This is a genomic window from Aeromonas sp. s11, from assembly GCF_040907945.1.
GTDB lineage: Bacteria > Pseudomonadota > Gammaproteobacteria > Enterobacterales > Aeromonadaceae > Aeromonas > Aeromonas veronii.
On sequence record NZ_JBFOCU010000053.1, the window covers coordinates 140925 to 163280 of the forward strand.

Annotated in this window: 15 protein-coding genes; 9 read left to right on the forward strand and 6 right to left on the reverse strand. The window is 60.1% G+C overall.

The window, feature by feature from the left end; translation table 11 throughout:
• Window positions 1-13 precede the first annotated feature (13 nt).
• Both aroA and aroG read left to right on the forward strand, forming a co-directional pair.
• Window positions 14-1297: a 3-phosphoshikimate 1-carboxyvinyltransferase gene (aroA, locus tag AB5Y84_RS15050; RefSeq protein ID WP_368177270.1), complete on the forward strand. Its 1284-nt coding sequence runs from the start codon at window positions 14-16 to the stop codon at window positions 1295-1297.
• Between the two features lie 220 nt (window positions 1298-1517).
• The gene (aroG, locus tag AB5Y84_RS15055; RefSeq protein ID WP_368177271.1) at window positions 1518-2573 is read left to right on the forward strand and encodes a 3-deoxy-7-phosphoheptulonate synthase AroG; all 1056 of its coding nucleotides are present in this window, start codon (window positions 1518-1520) and stop codon (window positions 2571-2573) included.
• A gap of 126 nt (window positions 2574-2699) precedes the next feature.
• On the opposite strand, the gene AB5Y84_RS15060 is transcribed toward aroG, so the two are convergent.
• The gene (locus tag AB5Y84_RS15060; RefSeq protein ID WP_064336256.1) at window positions 2700-4295 is read right to left on the reverse strand and encodes a methyl-accepting chemotaxis protein; all 1596 of its coding nucleotides are present in this window, start codon (window positions 4293-4295) and stop codon (window positions 2700-2702) included.
• Window positions 4296-4551: 256 nt separating this feature from the next.
• On the opposite strand from AB5Y84_RS15060, the gene hutW reads away from it, so the two are divergent.
• Window positions 4552-5913, forward strand: coding sequence for a heme anaerobic degradation radical SAM methyltransferase ChuW/HutW (gene hutW, locus AB5Y84_RS15065; RefSeq protein WP_368177272.1), 1362 nt, complete (start codon window positions 4552-4554; stop codon window positions 5911-5913).
• Between the two features lie 111 nt (window positions 5914-6024).
• Here the strand turns inward: hutW and AB5Y84_RS15070 are convergent, their stop codons facing one another.
• Together AB5Y84_RS15070 and AB5Y84_RS15075 are read right to left on the reverse strand one after the other, a co-directional pair.
• The gene (locus AB5Y84_RS15070; RefSeq protein ID WP_368177273.1) at window positions 6025-7428 is read right to left on the reverse strand and encodes a DEAD/DEAH box helicase; all 1404 of its coding nucleotides are present in this window, start codon (window positions 7426-7428) and stop codon (window positions 6025-6027) included.
• Window positions 7429-7610: 182 nt separating this feature from the next.
• On the reverse strand, window positions 7611-8087 hold the full coding sequence (locus tag AB5Y84_RS15075) for a glutathione peroxidase (protein ID WP_219264645.1): 477 nt from the start codon (window positions 8085-8087) through the stop codon (window positions 7611-7613).
• A 350-nt stretch (window positions 8088-8437) separates the two neighbouring features.
• Here AB5Y84_RS15075 and AB5Y84_RS15080 point away from each other — a divergent pair, with 350 nt between their 5' ends.
• Window positions 8438-9046 (forward strand): 2OG-Fe(II) oxygenase, encoded by a 609-nt coding sequence (locus tag AB5Y84_RS15080; protein WP_203116682.1) that lies wholly within the window; start codon window positions 8438-8440, stop codon window positions 9044-9046.
• A 204-nt stretch (window positions 9047-9250) separates the two neighbouring features.
• On the forward strand, window positions 9251-10240 hold the full coding sequence (locus tag AB5Y84_RS15085) for a D-alanine--D-alanine ligase (protein ID WP_047438279.1): 990 nt from the start codon (window positions 9251-9253) through the stop codon (window positions 10238-10240).
• 169 nt (window positions 10241-10409) lie between these two features.
• On the opposite strand, the gene mngB is transcribed toward AB5Y84_RS15085, so the two are convergent.
• Both mngB and mngA read right to left on the reverse strand, forming a co-directional pair.
• Window positions 10410-13067, reverse strand: coding sequence for a mannosylglycerate hydrolase (gene mngB, locus AB5Y84_RS15090; RefSeq protein WP_368177274.1), 2658 nt, complete (start codon window positions 13065-13067; stop codon window positions 10410-10412).
• A gap of 86 nt (window positions 13068-13153) precedes the next feature.
• On the reverse strand, window positions 13154-15100 hold the full coding sequence (gene mngA, locus AB5Y84_RS15095) for a PTS 2-O-a-mannosyl-D-glycerate transporter subunit IIABC (RefSeq protein ID WP_368177275.1): 1947 nt from the start codon (window positions 15098-15100) through the stop codon (window positions 13154-13156).
• 247 nt (window positions 15101-15347) lie between these two features.
• Between mngA and AB5Y84_RS15100 the strand changes: the two genes are divergently transcribed.
• A complete protein-coding gene (locus tag AB5Y84_RS15100) occupies window positions 15348-16067 on the forward strand; it encodes a GntR family transcriptional regulator (protein WP_069553902.1) in 720 nt (239 codons plus the stop codon).
• Window positions 16068-16183: 116 nt separating this feature from the next.
• Here AB5Y84_RS15100 and xseA read toward each other — a convergent pair whose 3' ends face one another.
• Entirely contained in the window at window positions 16184-17563 is a 1380-nt protein-coding gene (xseA, locus tag AB5Y84_RS15105; protein ID WP_368177276.1) for an exodeoxyribonuclease VII large subunit, read from the reverse strand.
• Window positions 17564-17852: 289 nt separating this feature from the next.
• On the opposite strand from xseA, the gene AB5Y84_RS15110 reads away from it, so the two are divergent.
• The 3 genes from AB5Y84_RS15110 (at window position 17853) to guaA (ending at window position 21985) form a co-directional block, all read left to right on the forward strand.
• Window positions 17853-18404, forward strand: coding sequence for a cytochrome b (locus AB5Y84_RS15110; RefSeq protein ID WP_368177277.1), 552 nt, complete (start codon window positions 17853-17855; stop codon window positions 18402-18404).
• Window positions 18405-18847: 443 nt separating this feature from the next.
• Window positions 18848-20311 carry an IMP dehydrogenase gene (gene guaB, locus AB5Y84_RS15115; RefSeq protein ID WP_005360033.1) on the forward strand — a complete coding sequence of 488 codons (1464 nt, stop codon included), beginning with the start codon at window positions 18848-18850 and terminating at the stop codon, window positions 20309-20311.
• 84 nt (window positions 20312-20395) lie between these two features.
• A complete protein-coding gene (gene guaA / locus AB5Y84_RS15120) occupies window positions 20396-21985 on the forward strand; it encodes a glutamine-hydrolyzing GMP synthase (protein WP_216963139.1) in 1590 nt (529 codons plus the stop codon).
• Window positions 21986-22356: the final 371 nt, after the last annotated feature.

A 22356-nucleotide genomic window follows, 5' to 3' on the forward strand; every position in this document is an offset into this window, starting at 1 on the left:
GCACAGGAAGTCTATGAATTCGTTGCGTTTGGAACCCATTTCTCGTGTGGCCGGTGAGGTCAATCTGCCCGGCTCCAAGAGTGTCTCTAACCGTGCGCTGCTGCTGGCGGCGCTGGCTCGTGGCACCACCCGTCTGACCAACCTGCTCGACAGCGATGACATTCGTCATATGCTGGCTGCGCTGACCCAACTCGGGGTCAAGTACAAGCTCTCCGCCGACAAGACCGAGTGTACCGTGCAGGGTCTGGGTCGCAGCTTCGCGGTGAAAGAGCCGGTCAATCTGTTCCTCGGCAACGCCGGTACTGCGATGCGACCGCTGTGCGCCGCGCTATGCCTCGGCTCCGGTGAATATACCCTGGGTGGCGAGCCGCGCATGGAAGAGCGTCCCATCGGCCATCTGGTGGATGCCCTGCGTGAAGCGGGTGCCCATATCCAGTATCTGAAACACGATGGTTATCCGCCGCTGGTGGTGGATGCCAAGGGGCTGTGGGGCGGCGATGTGCACGTCGATGGCTCTGTCTCCAGCCAGTTCCTGACCGCGTTTTTGATGGCGGCGCCAATGGCAGCCGGTGATACCCGGATCCACATCAAGGGAGAGCTGGTCTCCAAGCCTTACATCGACATCACTCTGCACATCATGAAGCAGTTTGGGGTGGTCATCGAGCACGACAACTACAAGCTGTTCTATATCAAGGGCAACCAGACCTATATCAGCCCGGGTGATTTTCTGGTGGAAGGGGATGCCTCCAGCGCCTCCTACTTCCTCGCAGCGGGTGCCATCAAGGGTAAGGTGCGGGTCACCGGTATCGGCAAGCACAGCATTCAGGGTGATATCCACTTCGCCGACGTGCTGGAGAAGATGGGCGCGCACATCACCTGGGGTGATGACTTCATCGAGGCGGAGCAGGCGCCGCTGCACGGAGTGGATATGGACATGAACCATATTCCCGATGCGGCCATGACCATCGCGGTTGCCGCGCTGTTTGCCGAGGGGCCGACCTCCATTCGCAATATCTACAACTGGCGGGTGAAGGAGACCGATCGTCTGCACGCCATGGCGACCGAGCTGCGCAAGCTGGGCGTCGAAGTGGAGGAGGGGCATGACTTTATCACCGTGACCCCGCCGACCCAGCTCAAGCATGCCGAGATCGATACCTACAACGATCACCGTATCGCCATGTGCTTCTCGCTGGTGGCGTTGTCGGATACACCGGTCACCATCAATGATCCTAAGTGCACGTCGAAGACCTTCCCGGATTACTTCGACAAGCTGGCCAGTATCAGCCAGCGTGGCTGATCACTGACAAACCCGTCATCACCGACGCTTCGGGCCCGCGCTGAGCGGGCCTTTTTGCCTTCCTCACCAGCATCGTCATTTCGCTTAGCATCATTTCAATAACTTGCAAGATTGCCATACAAAATAGTTTTGTAATTGCTGTAATTTCCTATTTACACACGCCCTGTCGCGGGCTATGTTGAGATTTCCTAATCGCAGTCATCTAGCAGGAAGCCTTGTCATGCAGCATCAAACCGACGACGTTCGTATTAGTGAAATCAAAGAGTTATTACCCCCGGTTGCGGTGCTTGAGAAGTTTCCGGCTACCGAGGTGGCCTCGTCCACCGTTTTTGAATCCCGTCAGGCCATTCACAATATCCTGGCTGGCGAAGATGATCGTCTGCTGGTGGTGATTGGCCCTTGCTCCATCCATGATCCGGTTGCCGCGCTGGAGTACGGCAAGCGCCTCAAGACGTTGCGCGACGAGCTGAAAGGTCAGCTGGAGATCGTGATGCGGGTCTACTTCGAAAAACCGCGCACCACAGTGGGTTGGAAGGGGCTGATCAACGATCCGTACCTCGACAACAGCTGCAAGATCAACGATGGTCTGCGCATTGGTCGCAAGCTGTTACTGGATCTCAACGACATGGGGCTGCCGACTGCCTCCGAGTTCCTCGACATGATCACCCCGCAATATGTGGCGGATCTGATGAGCTGGGGCGCGATCGGTGCCCGTACTACCGAATCCCAGGTACACCGCGAGCTGGCCTCCGGTCTCTCTTGCCCGGTGGGCTTCAAGAACGGCACCGACGGCACTATCAAGGTGGCCATCGATGCCATCGGGGCTGCCAGTGCGCCACACCACTTCCTGTCGGTCACCAAATACGGTCACTCCGCCATCGTGGCGACCCGCGGCAACCCGGACTGTCACATCATTCTGCGTGGTGGTCGTGAGCCGAACTACAGCGCTGCCCATGTCAGCGAAGTTGTGAAGGGGCTGGAGAAGGCCGGTCTGCCGCAGAAGGTGATGATCGACTTTAGTCATGCCAACAGCAGCAAGCAGTTCAAGAACCAGATGCTGGTGGCCGAGGATGTGGCCGGCCAACTGCGTGCCGGCAGCAAGGCGGTGTTTGGTGTGATGGTGGAGAGCCATCTGGTGGAAGGCCGTCAGGATCTGGTGGAAGGGTGTGAACTCACCGTCGGCCAGAGCATCACCGATGCCTGCATCGGTTGGGCCGATACCGAAGTGCTGCTGCGCAACCTGGCTGATGCCGTCGCAACCCGTAACGCCCGTTAAAGCTATCTTGGCGGCGCTGTTAATCGTCAACGCGCCGCTGGAATAGCAACGCGGCCGCTCGGCCAAATCGAATCCATAAAGCAAAAGCGCGACCCTCGGGTCGCGCTTTTTCGTTGGTGAAGTGCATTACCAGCGGTAGGTTTTCAGCAGTGCCTCCAGTTTCTGGCACTGCTCCACCAGCTGGATGCTGGCGAGGTTGGCGGCGTGCGCCTGACCCAGGGTGTCGTTGGAGGTGTTGCGAATATCGCTGACCGAGCTGTCTACCTCATGGCAGACCCTGTCCTGCTCTTCGGCCGACTGGGCCATCTGGGCGTTGAGGTCGTTGATGCGGGCGATGCGCTCGATGATATTCTGCATGGCTGCCAGGGTCGCTTCGGTCTTGCTGATGCTCTCATCGGCTTTGCTTTTTGCATCCCCGATCACCGTAACTGCGCTCTGGGCCTCATTTTGCAGGGCGGCGATCATCTGGGAGATCTCTTCGCTGGCGGCGCGACTGCGATTGGAGAGGGCCCGCACTTCATCGGCCACCACCGCAAAGCCACGGCCTTGCTCACCTGCCCGGGCCGCTTCAATCGCAGCGTTGAGGGCCAGCAGGTTGGTCTGATCGGCAATCCCCTTGATCACCTCGAGCACACCGTCAACAGCCAGGCAGCGGCTGTCGAGTTGCTGGATCACCTGATCCACCCGATCGATCTCTGCCGACATCTCGCCCATATCGGTGATGGAGTGCTGGGCGAGGCGGCTGGTGTCGGCGGCATCCTGATTGGTGAGGGCGGAGAGCTCGGCGCTGTGGCGGGCATGTTCGCGCACTTCATGAGAGCTTGCGGCCAGCTCGCTCACGGCGGCGGCGACCTGGGTAGTCATCCCCTCTTGCTGGCGGGCCGAGTTTTCGGTCTGGGTCGCCACTTGACGGATCTGGTTCGACTCCTGATAGAGCTGGTGGGTCGCCCCTTCCACCTCCTGCAGGCTGTGGCGGAATCCCTGCACCATGTCATTGACGGCGCGGGTCATCTGGCCCAGTTCATCCCGGCTGTGATTGACTAGGGGGAGGGCGAGGTCGCGTTCTTTGGCCATCCGGATCATGGTGAGCTGCAGCTGGCGCAGAGGGTGTTTCACGTAACGTTGCAATACCCACCAGAGCAAGCCGAAGCCGATGCTGAAGACGGCGGCCAGGCTGCCGCTCAGGATCAGGTTGTTGTGGCGGATCTCGCCGAAGGTGTGGCTGAGGTCATAACTGATCCGCACTGCCCCCATCACGGTTCCTTCATTGACCTGGTGACAGGTGAGGCACTGGGTGCCGCGATACTCCTTGTAGGCTTTGAACGGTTTGATCAGGGTGAGCCGGTTGCCCTGTTGCTCCAGGATGGCTTCGCCCTGATTGATGGCACGCTCATCGAGGGGATCCTGCGCTTTCTGATCCGGGTGGCCCGGGCCAAACAGGTTGCTGACGGCTGGCGCGCGCACCAGGCGGGCCTCAACGATGCCCGCTTCACTCTTGAGTTTGGTCTGCACTATCTGCCGGTTGGCCATGCCACCTGTCATCATCAGCACGTTCACCTGATCCATATAGGTGTTGGCCATGCTCTCAACTTTCTCCTCTGCCAGCCGGATGGCGAGATCCCGTTGCAGCCATGCGGAGAGTTCGAAGCAGAGGCCAAAGGTGGTGCTGATGACCAGCGCAAGAGGGAGGAATATTTTCCAGTTCAAGGAGAGGTTATGCATTTTGGGCAAGTTCCATGCGCTTGGTGTTGTTATGTGATCCCGTATCATCTTGATCGTAGACGAAGAAACGGCGGGAGATGGTTCTCTATCGGCACACGATAACCACTCTTGAGTAAATAATCTGTTAAGCAGATCGGTAATGCAGGTTGCCAAAATGCCTTTCGGGAGGGGGGCTGCTCCTCGGGTTGATCCAGAACAAATCGCCAGTAACGATAATCGTTATCATTGTCATTATTTGCTGATAATAGTGACCATCATGAATCTGACCCCTTCCATGACCGGTATTGCCACGCCGGATCCCCTCAAGTTTGCTTTTAGCGCCAAGACCTCGGCTCACGCCAGTCGGGGAGGGATGCGCCCCTTCCAGTTGGATGAGGCTGGCTGGCAGAGCTGGTGGCAGCGAGAGAGTGAAGCTGAGGAGCGCGCCCTCTACATCCACATTCCGTTTTGCCGAAAGCGCTGCAGCTTCTGCAATTTCTTTGAAAATGGCGCCAATCCGGCGCGGATCAACCGCTATGTCAACGCCTTGTGCGCCTCCCTTGCGCAGGCGGCTGACACCCCGCTGGCGCAGAGCATGCCATTTTCAGCCGTCTATGTAGGGGGCGGCACGCCGACCGACATGAGCGCCGACGAGCTGGCCATGCTGGCTGCCGTGATCCGCCGTTTTCCGCTGGCGGCGGATGCCGAGGTGACGCTGGAGGGACGCCTCAACGGCTTTGATGATGAGAAATGGCAGGTGGCGTTGGCGGGGGGCTTCAACCGCTTCTCCTTCGGGGTGCAGAGCTTTGATACCCGGGTGCGTCAGCAGGCGGCCCGTTTCGATGACAGGGAGACCTTGCTGACCCGTCTGGATGAGCTGACCCGGGATGATGCGGCTGTGATCGTGGCGGATCTCATCTTTGGTCTGCCCGGTCAGGATGATGGCGTGTGGCAGCAGGATATCCGCGATGTGATGGCGAGCGGTGTACACGGGGTCGATCTCTACCAGCTCATCGCCATGCAGGGCACCAATCTGGAGCGGGCGCAGGAGAAGGGAACCCTGGATTGGCTCGCCGATGGCCAGCAGCGGGCGGCCATGTATGCCTATGGCGGAGCGCAACTGGAAGCTCACGGCTGGGAGCGCCTCTCTTGCAGTCACTGGCGGCGCAGTCCGGCCGAGCAGAGTCGTTATAACCAGATGGCCAAGCGCGGTGCGGAGATCCTCCCCTTTGGTGCCGGTGCTGGGGGCAGCATTCTTGGCCACGGCTTGATGTATGGACGGGATCTGGCCCCCTGGCATGACGCGCTGGCCAGTGGCAAGCGGGCGCCCGGGATGGTGATGGGACGCAATCCCAATGCAAGGATGGACGGTCTGCTGCGTGGCTCCCTCGACAGTGGCGTACTGGCGCTGGATCGTCTGCCAGCGCCTTTGCTGACCCATCTGATGCCGCTTTTTGCCGCCTGGCAGCAGCACGGGCTGGCCGAGATCGAGAATGCACGGTTGCAACTCACCCTCGCCGGACGCTTCTGGAACGTCAATATGCAGGCTGGCTTGTTCGAGTTCTTGCAGCTCAATCCGCTCGATGGTTCTGCGCCGCCCAGCCATGGTACTGCCGCGGTACGCCATTCGCTGGTTTGAGCCCGAGCGGAGCATTTGCACGGAGCACTTGCACGACTCCGTGCGATCCATAACGAAAGAGGGAGCCTTGCAGGCTCCCTCTTTTGGCTTGGCAGTTAGCGTCGCGCGAGCTTACTCGTCGCTGCTCTCCTGATAGCTGTCGCGCATTGCTTTGGGCAAGCGGCGCATTGGCGCAAAGCCGATATCCTCGCCCACCACTTCCCGCTTGCGGGACTTGTTTTGAGGAGACTGGGCGGGATTTTTGCTGGCGTCACCCTTGGCTTTGCCCTTGCCCGCGACTGGCTTGCCTTTGGCATTGCTGCTCTTGGCGTTGGCATGGCCGCGAGCCCGGGGCGGGTTCTGCACCGGCTTGCTGCCCGGCAGAGTCTGGCGACTCGGCTTGCCGCTTGGCTCATACCCTTCCAGGATCTCCACGGTCAGGGATTGGCCGATCAGGGCTTCGATCGCCTTGAGCTGACCCAGCTCGTCCTGACTGACCAGCGAGATGGCCTCGCCGCCACGACCGGCACGGCCGGTACGGCCGATACGGTGGATGTAATCTTCCGCCATCTGGGGCAGTTCAAAGTTGATCACGTAGGGCAGTTGATCGATGTCCAGACCCCGGGCGGCGATATCGGTCGCTACCAGCACCCGCACCTCGCCACTGCGAAAATCGGCCAGCGCCCGGTTGCGGGCACCCTGGCTCTTGTCACCGTGGATCGCCACGGTATTGAGACCATCTTTTTGCATCTGCTGGGCGAGGCGGTCGGCGATCTGCTTGGTGCGGACAAACACCAGCACCCGCTGCCAGTTGCCACGGCCAATCATGTGGGAGAGCAGCTCGCGGCGGCGTTCCCGATCCACCTGAATGATGTGTTGGGTCACCTGTTCGGCGGCGGTGTTGCTGGGGTCCACCTCGATCAGGGTGGGGTCGTTCAGCAGGTCATCCGCCAGCGCCTTGATGTCGTTTGAGAAGGTGGCAGAGAAGAGCAGGGTTTGCCGCTCTGCAGGCAGCGCCTTCATGATGCGGCGGATGTCGACGATAAAGCCCATGTCGAGCATGCGATCCGCTTCATCCAGCACCAGCACTTCCAGCTGGCTCAGGGTCAGGGCGCCCTGGGTCAGCAGATCCAGCAGACGGCCCGGGGTGGCGACCAGAATGTCCACACCCAGCTTGATGGCGTCCAGATTGGGCTTGATGCTGACACCGCCATAGGCGATCAGAGTCTTGAACGGCAGGTGGTGGGCATACTTGATGATGCTCTCGCCCACCTGTGCCGCCAGTTCGCGGGTCGGGGTCAGTACCAGTGCGCGCACCTGACGACGGCCACGACCATGGTTGGCCAGCAGACGCTGCAACATCGGCAGGGTGAAACCGGCCGTTTTGCCTGTGCCTGTCTGAGCGCCGCCGAGCACATCCTGACCGGCCAGAATGGCCGGAATCGCTTGCTGCTGGATGGGGGTTGGCTGTTCGTAACCCAGCTCCTTGACGGCCCGCAGAATATGCGGAGACAGACCCAGTTCGTTGAATGACATGTTCGAGAGAAACTCCTGAGATGAGCCTTTTGCTCAACGGGCAGCCAGCGTGTTGGGGCCAGCCACGATATGGAAAAGATAGTGGGGCCGTAATATAGCAAAAGAGCGACCGCTGCGCAGTAGCTGTCGCACCGGCCGCCATACAATCGTTCAACGCAGTGGCGTAAAACAGTGCGGGAGCATCAGAGCATCTCGCGGATCTGCTCGGCCAGACTCTCCGGTTTGGCCTGGGGGGCGAAACGCTCCACCACGTTGCCATCGCGGTCGATCAGGAACTTGGTGAAGTTCCATTTGACGTTTTCCAGCCCAAGAAAGCCCGGTTTCTGTTGCTTGAGCCACTGGTAGAAGGGGTGGGCATGCTCACCGTTGACATCGCACTTGGCCATGATGGGGAAGGTGACCGGATAGTCGAGGGAGCAGAAGCGGGCGATCTCGTCCGCATCCCCCGGCTCCTGATTGCCAAACTGATTGCAGGGGAAGCCCAAAATCACCAGCCCCTTGGGGCCGAGCTCCCGATAGAGCGTTTCCAGCCCTTCATATTGGGGAGTAAAACCGCAGCGACTGGCCACATTGACCACCAGCACCACCTTGCCCGCCAGTTGAGCCAGCGGGTAGGGGGTACCATCCAGTCGTTGCAAAGTGAGATCGGGCAGAGGCATGAGAAGATCCTTTCGTGGGTGATGCGCGGGTTGTGCCGTGAGTGGTTCGGTCGGTGACAGAGACAAGCGCCGGATGAACAGCAACATGGCGATGCGGATACGGTATCGGCTGGCTCTTGGTACCGCAAGGAGGCCGCGGCGCCTCCTCGTCCCGATTGCAAGGGCCATCACAGTTTCCACAGCCAATACGCTCTTTGGCAGGGCGGGATCACAACTGGCGACAAAAATGCGGGGCGGCGGTCAGCAACTCGCGTATTGATGTTGGGACTTCTCAAGAGAAGCAAACCGGTTTGTGACTTTGCCGGTAAGTCGCTACAAAGCGCCCTCTTTCCACTCATTGTGAGCCAATCTTGGACTATCAAGCTGCCATGGATGCCATTTACACCCGGGGATGGGTGATAGTGGATGATTTTTTGACCGCCGCCGAGGTGGATGCCCTCAAAGCCTGTTTGCCAAGCGAATGGCAACCGGCCGGGATCGGCCGTGACGCCCTGCACCAGGGCAATCCCGATATTCGCCGTGACCAGATCCACTGGCTGGAGCCCTCCCTCGGTGCGCCGGTGGCTGACTACCTCGCCCGGATGGAGTCCCTGCGTCTTGCCGCCAACCGGATGCTGATGCTGGGATTGTTCGACTACGAGGCCCACTTCGCCCGCTATCGCAGCGGGGATTTTTACGCCACCCATCGGGATGCCTTTGCCGGTCGCTCCAACCGCCGTCTTACCACCGTGTTTTACCTCAACAACGACTGGCTGCCCGAAGCGGGTGGAGTGCTGCGCATGTATGACGACCAGGAGCAGTTTCTGATGGATGTGAGCCCCAAGGGGGGGCGGCTGGTCATGTTTCTCTCCGAGGAGTTTCCCCACGAGGTACTGCCTGCCAATCAGGAGCGCTACAGCATTGCCGGCTGGTTTCGGGTCAATGGTAACGGCATGGGAAGGGTCGATCCCCCGCGCTGAGGGGCAATGTGTCCCGATTTTGACACAGGGGTGACTTTTCACTGCAAGAAGTGGGGTCATGGGTCTCCCATCAGCTGACAAGGGTTGATCTCCCTTGCTACACTGGCGCGCACTTATGTTCGTATCTGGCTTCGTCCGGTTTTTATGGTGGTTGGCTTATCAAATGGTCATGACGAAGCCGCTTTTCCCAAGGGATCACATCTAATGAAGAACATGCATGTCTTGCTGCTGTGCGGCGGCGGTGGCTCCGAGCACGAGGTTTCTCTGCGCAGCGCCAATTTTCTCGAGCAACAACTGGGCCTTCTGCCCGGTGTCGAAGTGACCCGCGTCGAGATGTTCGCCGATCGCTGGCTCAGTGCCGATGGCCGCGAGTGCAAGCTGGGGCTCGACAAGCTGCTTTCGTTTGACAGCGTGGCCCGTCCGGTGGATTACGTGGTGCCCTGCATCCACGGCTACCCGGGTGAGACCGGCGATCTGCAATCCTTCCTCGAGCTGGCCGGATTGCCTTATCTTGGTTGCGATGCCGAGGCGAGCAAGATCTGCTTCAACAAGATCAGCACCAAGCTGTGGCTCTCCGCCATTGGCATTCCCAACACCCCATACCTGTTCCTGACCGAGCAAAATGAGGCGGCGCTGGCCGAGGCGAAGGCCGCGCTGGCCAAATGGGGCAAGGTCTTTATCAAGGCGGCCTCCCAGGGCTCTTCCGTTGGCTGCTACTCCGCCAGCAACGAAGCGGATCTGGTGAAAGGCATTGCCGATGCCTTCGGTTACTCCGAACAGGTTCTGATCGAGAAAGCGGTCAAGCCGCGCGAGCTGGAAGTGGCGGTTTACCAGTATGGTGACGAGCTGGTGGCCACCTATCCGGGCGAGATCTGCGTGCCGCAGGACAAGTTCTACACCTATGAAGAGAAGTACAGCAGCGCCAGCCATACCGAGACGGCACTGCGTGCCGAGGGGCTGACCCAGGCGCAGGCTGATGCGATCCACGAGTATGCCCTCAAGGCGTTCCGTCAGCTGAAACTGACCCATCTCTCGCGCATCGACTTCTTCCTGACCGAGGAGGGGGAGATCCTGCTGAATGAAATCAACACCTTCCCGGGCATGACCTCCATCTCCATGTTCCCGAAACTGCTGGAGCATCACGGTCACCGCTTCTCTGACTACCTTGAGCAGATCCTGCGCAAGGCCAGCTAAGCGTGCTCTCCCGCTCGCGGGATGAAGCAGAGCCCAATAAAAATCCCCGCCAATCGGCGGGGATTTTTTTATGCCTTTATCAAGTGGGGCAGGCTAGCTTGAAGGGATAAACAGGCGGGGAGGGGATGACTCTTCCCCGCCTGTTGCAACCTGTGGGTGTTACCGGCGGTTAGCCGCGAGCCACCCGAAAGCGCACGCTGCGGGAGTGACACGGCGCCAGTTCGCCAAACTCGCCAGCGGCCAGTTCAAGGGGCAGGGGCTGTTCGTCCATCCGCACCGCTTGCCAATCACTCAAGGTGGTGTGCTGGCTGGTCACCTTGCCTCCCTTCAGCACCGCCTGTTCGCTCGGGTTGTAGACCCGGATCACCAGCGCCTCTTCATCCTCGGCCTTTTTCAGGGCGCTCAGCACCGGACCGGACGAGTCCATGGTGAGCAGGCTGAAGTGGAGCGGGGTGGTGAAGCTTGCCTTGTTGAGCTTCATGGCATCGAACGGGATCTTGTTGTAGCAGCGCACCGGAGTGAGATAGCTGCGCGCCGCCTGCATCACGTTGGCGCTGATGTGATCATCGGCAAACGCCAGCAGGCTGAAACGGCAGCTGAGCTTGCCGCGCACTTGGGAGTCCGGGGTGGGCAGCTTGATGCCGGAGGGGCGGCCCGGACGCAGCAGCAGCTCCTCTTTGCCGAGTACGCCGACCCCGCGCAGCAGGGTGAGCGCCAGGGTGTCGCACTGCTCACCGATCACTTCAAACTCGCGCAGACCGTCACTCAGCACCGCCAGCCCCTGCTTGCCATCTTGCAGGGCGACGAAGTTCATCAGCTGCCAGACCGGAATGGGTGCCTCTTTCCACCCTTCTGCCTCCCAGTTCGCCATGGCGCTGTCGCGGGTAGGGCGGGTGATGCAGCCAAACTGGTTGTCAGAGACAACGGTGTCGCTCGGGAAGGGGGTGGGGATCAGCACTCGCACCCGGTGATCATCGGCCTGATTGTCGAGTTCCAGCTCGATGTCGATGCGCGGACTCTGGTACGCAAGTGTGATGCGGCAGGTGACATCGAGGTGGCCGCTGCACTGGCGGTTGGCACGCTCGGCGAGGTTGGCAGGCAAGGCCATACGCAGTTTGAGAGTGGCGATGCTCTGCCATGCCTGATGGATGACCTCGCGGGTCACGGTAAACTCGGTGGAGTAGCGCAGCCACTCATCCCGCGACGGCGAGTAGTCATACTCGTCGCCATCATCGGAGCCCTCTTCCAGCGTGAGCACCTGATCGAAGGTGGTGCCGCGCAGCTTGTCCAGGATCTGCAAGGTGCCGTTGTCGTTGAGGGCGATGCGGTAAAAATCGTTCTCCAGCAGCTCGCCGCTGGCCGTCACCGGCTGCTCCACTCCCGGCTGGTTGCCCTCGATATGGAGGGTGCAGTAGCCCATGGCAGGCAGCGGATGGCAGAGCTGGATGTCGTACTCCATAAAGGGGTCGTAGTTGCCGTAGTGAACGATCTGTCGGTCTACCAGACCCGGATCAATCTCGCGTCTGGCGCGGATGAAGTAGGGGACCGGTTGGCCCGCCTCATCGCGCAGGGCAAAGGATTGGGCGCGAATGCGGATGCTGGTATTGATCACCTCCTGACGGGGGAAGGGCATCAGGTTGAACAGGCAGAGCTTGTCGGCCACCTGTACCCCGTCTTCACAGAGCGCCACCGGCATGTTGTCGACAATCTTGCGCATGTAGAAGCGGATCAGGTTCTCGGCCATGTCGTCGGCCAGAATGAAGCGGGTCATCACCTCCTGATGCACCTTGTCGCTGCAGCAGCAGCCGATGCTGTCGTGGGCGTGGTTCTTCATGATCTCCTTCCACATCTTCTCCAAAAGCCCGTGGTGGTACTCGAAGCCGAGCGCCCAGGCGATGCTCGCCAGCGGCTCGAGGATGTTGACGATCTTGTTCTCGATGGCGGCGTGAGCCAGCTTGATATCCATCCGGGTGGAGGAGATGGTGCGGTGTACCCGCATGTATTTGCCGTCGTTGAACTCCCCCTTGAGGGTGGCCAGCTGGTCGCGGCATTCTTCAATGCGCTCGAATATCTGCTCGAAGCGGCTCATGTGGAATTCACGCTGAGGGTAGATCTCCCGCAACTTGTCGATGATGGCGAAGATGTTCTGTTGCAGCGGCATCTGATCGTGGCCGTTGGGCAGCAGGATATCCTTGGTCACCGAGGCCTTCTCCAGCACCTCGAAATAGGATTCGAGCCGCTTGCGCAGACCTGCCTCATCTTCCGGCAGGTACTTGCCGATGGCGTAGCCGAGCGGCAGCACCTGGACGGTCACCTCGCTGCCATCGTTGCTCTGCCAGAGGAACTCGGTCTTGTCGGTGCCGTGACGCTCGGAGCAGCCGCGCCAGAACATGGCCCGATCGATCCCGAAGCCGTTGAAGATGTGGGGTAGCTGGGAGGACATGCCGAACGAATCGGGCAGGTAACCGATCTTCATCGGCTCGCCAAGGCTAAGGCAGTCACGCATCCCGTAGAGCAGGTTGCGCAGGATGGACTCGCCGCTCACCTGCATGGTGTCGGTCTGGGTGTACCAGGGCCCGATGATGAGCTTGCCCGCTTCCACCAGCGCCTTCACCCGGGCCTTGTTCTCGGGCTGGATGGCGAGGTAATCCTCCAGCACCGCGGTCTGGCCGTCCAGCACATAGAACTTGTAGTCAGGGTCGGATTCGAGACGCGCCAGGATCTCCGCCATATTGTTGACCAGCAGGATGCGGGACTCCTCGGTGGTGAAGTACCACTCCCGATCCCAGTGCATGTGCGGCGTGATGTGAACTCGTGAAACTGTCATGACAATGATCCTTTGCTGACGCACGGTGGCCCTTGCCTGCCGTGCGGAAAAATAGTCTGTTGAAAAAGCAGTTGTGAAGATGAGCCTTACTCTGCGACGACCACCTGATAGGTGCCGCGCTGCATGGCGTGACGGCGCCAGCCGATCAGCACCACAGTGGAGATAAGGGTGCCCACCAGCGCCGCACCGAGCCAGACGGCGGCAGCCATCAGGGCGCCGTGGCCGCCATCGTGGAGCAGGAACAGGGAGAAGATGCCAGCCCCCGGGGTGGAGAGACCAATCCCCATGGCACCCACCATGGCGCCAGTGACCACCGAGCCTGCGAGGAAGGAGCCGATCACCCGGATTGGATCTTCGATGGCCATTGGAATGGCGCCCTCGGTTATCCCTGCCAGCCCCAGCAGCCAGGTGGACTTGCCGGTCTCGATCTCGAAGGTCTGGAACAGGCGCGGCGCCAGCAGGGTGGAGAAGGTGACGGTAAAGGCAGAGACCATCTTGACCGCGCCGAAGATGGCGTAGGGGCCGTAGACCCCGTTGGCCATGGCGCCGAGGCAGAAGGCGTAGGCCGCCTTGTTGACCGGGCCACCCAGGTCAAACGAGCACATAAAGCCGAGCAGGGCGCCCAGTACCAGCGCATTGGTGCCGGAGAGGCCATTGAGCCACTCGGTAAGGCTGTTGTTGAGCCAGGCTACCGGCTGGCCGATGACAAACAGCATCAGGCTGCCTGCCACCAGGGTGCCGATCACCGGATAGAGGTAAAAGGTGAGAAAGCCGTTGAAGTTGGGGCTCAGGCGCACATGCTGCTTGACCCAGCGCATCAGGTAACCGGCGATAAGGCCGCCGACCACGCCACCGAGAAAACCGGAGCCAATCATGTTGGCGGCCAGTCCCGCCGCAAAGCCCGGGCCCAGCGCCGGTTTGTCCGCCAGCGAATAGGCGGTATAGGCCGCCAGCACCGGCACCATCAGGGTGCCCAGCATGCCGCCGCCCAGCTTGCGGTACATCCAGAGCCAGGAGTTCTCGGTATCAAACAGATGTTGCAGGCCGAAGATCTGGGCCAGCAGCACAGAGACGGCGAGCACGGTACCGCCTGCCACGATCAGCGGTACGGCAAAGGAGATGCCGCTCAGCAGCGCCTGCTTGAGTTCGGTCTTGAGGCTCACCTTCTTGCCGGTCTGCGCGTCGCTTTGGCTGGTGTTGGGCGTCGCGGCGGTGCGACCGGCCTTGGCCGCTTCCAGCGCCTCATTCAGGATCCGCTCGGCATGGCGGATGGGCTCGGCCACCGGCGTCTCGATCCGGGGGATGCCGGCAAAACGCTCCTGCTCCTTGATGGCCACCTCGGCGGCGAAGATACAGGCCACTGCAGCATCGAGCGCCTCTTGCGGCAGGCGATCCTCGATGCCGTTGGCACCCTGCTTCTCGACCAATACCCGAATGCCCAGCTTGCGCCCCGCCTTTTCCAGATACTCGGCAGCCATATAGGTGTGGGCGATCCCCGCCGGACAGGCGGTGACACAGACCACTGTGGGTTGATTTGTATCTAAGTTGTCTTCTTTTGCTGGTTGCTTGCCGCTATCCCCTTCACCATCGAGCAGCGCCATCAGCTGCTCGGCACTCTGGGCCGCCAGCACCGCCTCGCGGGTATCGTCATCCACCAGGGCAGTGGTGAGGGTGGTGAGTAGCTGCATATGGGTGGAGCCCGCTTGATCGGTCGGGATCGCCAGCATGAAGATCAGGTTGACCGGCTCGGGGCCGTCGATCCCCTCCCAGCCCAGCTGCTCGCTCAGGGTAGCGACGGCAAAGGCCGCTTCGCGCACCGCATCGCACTTGCCGTGAGGTACCGCAAGCCCTTCGCCAAGGGCGGTGGGGCCCTGCGCCTCGCGGGCCATGACCGCAGCTAGAAAGGCAGCCTTGTCGTGCAGCTTGCCGGCCTGATCGAGCCGATCAGCCAGAGCATGAATGGCCGCATCCCGATCGGCAAACCGGGTTTGCAACGTGATGAGATGGGGGCCGGTAAGACTGGTCAGATTCATGATGATCCTCTGTCAGGTTGGCTTGCCAGCAAGCCGTCATGGTGAAAGTGACAGCGATGCTAACAAACCGGCCGACTGATTTTTGTGAGTGGTATCATACAATTCATTATTTGTATTGTTTTTGTATTGTTTGGTCAAGATGATTTGTTAGGTCAAATGAGGCCGAGCCGTTTTGTCTACCGGGCAACTGGGGTAGAATGGCGCCTCTTCCATTTATCATGGCGCAGAGCCGACGAGGTGGCCTTTCGTGTCGAAAAAACCCATGTATCGCCAGATAGCCGACACCATCCAGCAGTGGATTGCGCAAGGGGAGCTGGCCCCCGGCGATGCTCTGCCCACCGAAGCCGAGCTGCGCGAGCAGTTCGGGGTGAGCCGGGTGACGGTGCGTCAGGCCCTCAAGCAGCTGACCGAACTCAACGTCATCGAGAGCATTCAGGGCAGCGGCAGCTACGTGCGGCAGGAGAAGGTGAACTACGACATCTATCAGCTCACCAGCCTCTACGAGAAGGTGACTGATCCGGCGGCCGAGACTCACAGCGACATTCTTGCCTTCGAGGTGATCAAGGCGAGCCGCGAGCTGGCCGAGCGGCTCAATCTGCTGGAAGGGGCGCTGGTCTACTACGTCAAGCGGGTGCGCTTTATTCGCCAGATCGCGGTAACGCTGGAGGAGACCTGGATGCCGCTCGCCCTCTTCCCCGATCTCAGCTATGCGGTGATGCAGGGCTCCAAGTACCACTACATCGAAGAGGTGAAGCAGCTGGTGATTGACCGCAGCGAGCAGGAGATCATTCCGGTGCTCCCCTCGGCGCAGGTGGTGGAGGCGCTCGGTATCGATCCTGCCAAGCCAATCATCGAGAAGGTCTCCCGCGGCTTCTTGCAAGATGGCACCGTGTTCGAGTTCAGTCGCAACTTCTTCAAGAGCGATGATTACAAGTTCACCCTGGTCGCCCGCCGCGCCAAGGGGTGAGCGGGCGGCAGCACCCGATAAAAAAAAGGCCACCACCGTGTTTGCGGTGGTGGCCTTTGTTTTTGGCTGATTGCCGGGCTGAATAGCAGATTGGTTGGTGGTTTGATGCAGCCGACCTACTGCGCAGAGTCTTTGATAACTTCCTCGACCCGCACCTGCAGGCTTCCTTGCGCCAGGGTGGTGAGGAGCTGATCGCCACTGTTGACCTGATCGGCGCGGCTGATGACTTCACCACGCGCAGTGCGGGTGATGGAGTAGCCGCGCCCCAGAGTGGCGAGCGGGCTCACCCCGTCGAGGCGGGCGGTGAGCATGGCGAGGCGGTGACTAGCAAGATCTTGCCGCTTGGCAATCAGGGCATAGAGCCGCTCCTCGGCCAGCTGGTGGCGGCGCTTGCCAGCTGCCAGCAAGCGCTCCGGACTCTTGCCCTGCAGGCGCAGCTCAAGGTTGGTGAGGCGCCGCTCACCCTGATGCAGCCGCTGGCGCAATAGCTGTTGCAAACGGGTGGAGAGTTCGTCGAGGCGCTGGGATTGCTGCTCCAGCCGCCGCTTCGGATCCTGATGGTCGAGCCGCTTTTGCAGCAGGATGAAATCGTGGCGTGCGGCGGTCAGCTGGCGACTCATCGCCTGCAGCAGTCGCTGCTTGAGGTGGGCGAGGCGCTGGATGCGGGCCTGATTGTCCGGCGCTACCAGCTCGGCGGCGGCCGACGGGGTTGGGGCGCGCAAGTCGGCGGCAAAGTCGCTGATGGTGACATCCACCTCGTGGCCCACCGCGCTCACCACAGGTATGGCGGAGTGGGCAATGGCGCGCGCCACCGCCTCTTCGTTAAAGCACCAGAGATCTTCAAGCGACCCGCCGCCGCGCCCGACGATCAGCACATCCACCTCGGCGCGCTGGTTCGCTTTGGCGATCGCCGCGACGAGCTGGCTGATGGCGGCGCTCCCCTGTACCTGAGTCGGGTAGATAAAGACCGGCAGATCCGGCGCACGCCGTTTAAGCACGGTTAGCATATCGTGCAAGGCGGCGCCGGTGGCGGAGGTGACAAGGCCCACCGCCCGCGGTTCACGGGGCAGCGGCCGCTTGCGGCTTTCGTCAAACAGCCCCTCGGCGCCGAGGCGGCGCTTGAGCTCTTCAAAACGCAGCGCCAGCACGCCATCGCCTGCGGGTTGCATCGATTCGATGATCAGCTGGTAGTCGCCGCGCGGCTCATAGAGGGAGACCCGCGCCTGCACCAGCACCTGCATGCCATCCTGCGGGCGGAAGGCCACCCGCCGGTTGTTGCCCTTGAACATGGCGCAGCGCACTTGCGCCGACATGTCCTTGAGAGAGAAGTACCAGTGGCCGGAGCTTGGCATCGCCAGATTGGAGAGCTCGCCGGTCAGCCACACCAGCCCCAGATCTTGCTCCAGGATCATGCGCACGGCGCTGTTGAGGCGGGTGACGGTAAAGACCTGCTGCTCGCGGCCGTTCGCCGCACTGGATGGGGTAAATCGGTTCAAAGGCGTACCTGTGGTCTGCTCCGGCGGGGCCGGGATAAAACGATGGCCGCTATCTTAACCCGAAACAGGGGGAGGGCGTTAAGCAGGAGGCGCCAGCAGCAGAAAAGCAAGATTGGAAACGCTGCCGTTTATCCGGGCAGGCAGTATGGCTCCCGACAAAGCCCTCGCGCTTGCCTGCATCTGGCCAAGTTGCGGCTTGCCTAGAGGCCGTTGATATCTCAGGTGCTGCTGATGTTCACGGTGCCACCATCTTGACCAGCGTTTACTCGCCCCCAGTTTGGAGTAGCTTATGAATCCCTCAACCCACTTAAGTTTGACGACCCGTTTGCTGCACTGGTCGGTTGCCTTGCTGATGATTGGCTTGACCCTTGTAGGTTATCTGATGGTTAAATTTGAAATATGGGATCTCTATGCCCTGCATAAATCTCTGGGGGTGATTGCATTAATCTTGATCCTGCCCCGCGCCATTCTCCGCCTTGTTAAAGGGTGGCCTGAGCCTGTGCGTCAATATCCTGTTTACGAGGCATTGGCAGCCAGGGCGATCCACTGGGTTTTGCTGATGTCAACGCTGCTTATTCCGGTGTCCGGTCTCTGTTATTCCGCAGCGGCTGGCCGAGGTGTCGCGATATTTGGCTGGTCTATTATCCCGATGAATCCAGATATTCATGATCCTGCCAACGTGATTCCATTCAGTGAATCCGTTCGGGATATTGCTCACACAGTCCATATTTATTTGCCATATATCATGCTGGCATTTTTGCTGGTGCACATTGTCGGGGCGTTGAAACATCATCTGCTGGATAAAGATAATACCTTGTTGCGGATGGTGGGGCGAAAATAATAAAGAGAGGCACCCCTTTTTGTGCCGGGAAATATATATTGGCAGCGGATGAAATTTATTATCCAGACCGAGCAAAGGAGATTGAGGGGAGAATGATACCGGTGCGAGTGGTCACCGCGAGGGCAAGAGACAATACAAGGACACAAAACAAGGGGAGGGTGGTCAGAGGCCGCTTGCCCCTGAGCCCCTGTCGATCATCCCGTTGCATGGGGGTTGCGCCGCGTCGGCACCTACCGGTTTTGCATAAATCACCGGCTAGCCAACTCTTTTGCCCAGAAATGGCGCTTTTCGTACTGATAATCTTGGTTTTTTGGCGTTTTGGCCGCCTAAAAGAGGGCTATGCCATAAAAAATTCAAAAAACTTCTTTACCAGTGACCAATGCGTGAGTAAACTTCGTCGGCAATATTTTACACCCCCACTTCCTCAACGGTGAGATATTGCCATGCTCAGGATTGCCAAAGAAGCGTTAACCTTCGACGATGTACTGTTGGTTCCCGCCCACTCCGAAGTTCTTCCCAATACTGCCGATCTGCGTACCAAGCTGACCTCCGCCATCAGCTTGAACATCCCGATGATCTCCGCTGCCATGGACACAGTGACCGAAGCCCGTCTGGCTATCGCACTGGCCCAGGAAGGCGGTATCGGCTTTATCCACAAGAACATGTCCATCGAGCAGCAGGCTGCCGAAGTGCGCAAGGTCAAGAAGTACGAAAGCGGCGTGGTCACTGACCCCGTCACCGTGCGCCCTGACATGACCATCGCCCAAATCAAGGAGCTGAGCCACAAGAACGGCTTCGCCGGTTACCCCGTGGTGACTGACGGCAATCAGCTGGTCGGTATCATCACCGGCCGTGACGTGCGCTTCGTGATTGACCTCTCCCAGACCGTTGAACAGATCATGACCCAGAAAGATCGTCTGGTCACCGTGCGTGAAGGGGCCCCTCGCGAAGAGGTGGTTGCCCTGATGCAAAAGCACCGTATCGAAAAAGTGCTGGTGGTGAACGCCGACTTCAAACTCAAGGGCATGATCACCGTTAAAGATTTCCAGAAAGCCGAGCGCAAGCCCCACGCCTGTAAAGATGACAAAGGTCGTCTGCGGGTCGGTGCTGCCGTTGGCGCCGGTGCCGGCAACGAAGAGCGCGTCGCTGCGCTGGTTGAAGCCGGTGTTGACGTGCTGCTGATCGACTCCTCCCACGGCCACTCCCAGGGCGTGCTGGATCGTATCAAGGCCACTCGCGATGCCTATCCGGATCTTCAGATCATCGGTGGCAACGTGGCGACCGCCGCGGGCGCCAAGGCGCTGGCTGCTGCCGGTGTAAATGCGGTCAAGGTCGGTATCGGCCCGGGCTCCATCTGTACTACCCGTATCGTAACTGGCGTGGGTGTGCCCCAGATCACTGCCATCTCCGACGCCGTTGACGCGCTGGAAGGCACCGGTATTCCGGTGATTGCCGATGGCGGTATCCGCTTCTCCGGCGACATCGCCAAGGCCATTGCCGCGGGCGCCAGCTGCGTCATGGTGGGCTCCATGTTCGCAGGTACTGAAGAAGCGCCGGGCGAGATCGAGCTCTATCAGGGTCGCTCCTTCAAATCCTACCGTGGTATGGGTTCTCTGGGCGCCATGTCCAAAGGTTCCAGCGACCGCTACTTCCAGACCGACAACGCCGCCGACAAGCTGGTGCCGGAAGGCATCGAAGGTCGCGTGCCGTACAAGGGTCGCCTCAAAGAGATCATCCATCAGCAGATGGGCGGCCTGCGCTCCTCCATGGGCCTGACCGGCAGCGCCACCATCGACGACATGCGCACTAAAGCTGAATTTGTGCGCATCTCCGGCGCCGGGATGAAAGAGTCCCACGTCCACGATGTGACCATTACCAAAGAAGCCCCCAACTATCGGATGGGCTGATAAAACGGGGCCCTGCGCCCCGTTTTTCCACCCTTTTTTTATCCCGTGCCCTTTGTGACAACATCAGCCTGATGCAGGAATAAAATGACTAAAGACATTCACCAGCACCGTATCCTTATCCTCGACTTCGGTTCCCAGTACACCCAGCTGATCGCCCGCCGCGTGCGCGAAATCGGCGTTTACTGCGAACTGTGGGCCTGGGACGTAACCGAAGAGCAGATCCGCGAATTCAATCCGAGCGGCATCATCCTCTCCGGCGGCCCCGAGTCCGTCACCGAAGCGGGCAGCCCGCGCGCCCCCGAGTATGTGTTCAACGCCGGTGTCCCTGTGTTCGGTATCTGCTACGGCATGCAGACCATGGCCGAGCAGCTGGGTGGCAAGGTGCAATCCTCTACCGAGCGTGAATTCGGTTACGCCAAGGTGGAAGTGCTGGGCGAAGCTGGCAAGAGCTGCGCGCTTTTGCGCAACATCGAAGATGCCATCGCCGACAACGGCAATGCCCTGCTGGATGTCTGGATGAGCCACGGTGACAAGGTCACCACCATTCCGGCCGACTTCACCACCATCGCCCAGACCCCGACCTGCCCGCACGCGGCCATGGCGTGTGAGGCCAAGCGCTTCTATGGCGTGCAGTTCCACCCGGAAGTGACCCACACCCGTCAGGGTGCCCGCATGCTGGAGCACTTCGTCAAAGACATCTGCGGCTGCGAATGCCTCTGGACCCCGGCCACCATCATCGACGACGCCGTTGCCCGCATCCGCGAGCAGGTGGGTGACGATGAAGTGATCCTCGGCCTCTCCGGCGGTGTCGACTCCTCCGTGGTCGCCATGCTGGTGCACCGTGCCATCGGCGATCGCCTCACCTGCGTCTTCGTGGACAACGGCCTGCTGCGCCTGAACGAAGGCACCCAGGTGATGGAGATGTTTGGCGATCACTTTGGTCTGAACATCGTCAAGGTCGATGCCGAAGAGCGCTTCCTCTCTGCGCTTGCCGGTGTTGACGAGCCGGAAGCAAAGCGCAAGATCATCGGCCGCGTCTTCGTCGAAGTGTTTGATGATGAAGCGAAAAAGCTGAAGAACGCCAAGTGGCTGGCGCAAGGCACCATCTATCCGGACGTGATCGAATCTGCTGCCAGCAAGACCGGCAAGGCCCACGTCATCAAGTCTCACCACAACGTCGGCGGCCTGCCGGAAGAGATGAAGATGGGTCTGGTCGAGCCGCTGCGCGAGCTGTTCAAAGATGAAGTGCGCCGCGTTGGTCTGGAGCTGGGTCTGCCCTACGACATGCTCTACCGTCACCCGTTCCCGGGCCCGGGTCTGGGTGTGCGCGTCCTTGGCGAAGTGAAGAAAGAGTACTGCGATATTCTGCGCCGCGCCGATGCGGTCTTTATCGAAGAGCTGCGCAAAGCTGACCTCTACAACCAGGTCAGCCAGGCGTTCGCCGTGTTCCTGCCGGTGCGCTCCGTTGGCGTCATGGGCGATGGTCGCAAATATGACTGGGTGATTGCCCTGCGTGCCGTCGAAACCATCGACTTTATGACCGCCCACTGGGCTCACCTGCCGTACGACTTCCTCGGTCACGTATCGAATCGCATCATCAACGAGATCAACGGTATCTCCCGCGTGGTGTACGACGTCTCCGGCAAGCCGCCTGCAACCATCGAATGGGAATAAGCGGCTCGCGCCGTTCTGCCCTTCGAGCATAAAAATGCAAAAAGACGCCCTTGAGGCGTCTTTTCTTTTCTCAATCGTTTGCGCAACACATCTTCTTTTTTCGAGCAGCTTTTTCGCCACCTTGCCCCTGTCATATGTGACAGGGGCATTTTTGCCATCCCGCACTAGGCTCTCTCATGCCAATTGAGCCTGCTGTCAACAGCGGCTCGTGGCTGGGGGGAGGGCTGATCCAGTTGCAGATAGCTGCGCAAATTTGCTCATCGTCATCGCGCCAACCGGCAGTGATGACACCCCGGTGGAGACCGGAAACCACTTGAATCAACGGGGCGCAGCCCGAACGGCCAAACGAGTCGGGATCATAGAGCACGGAG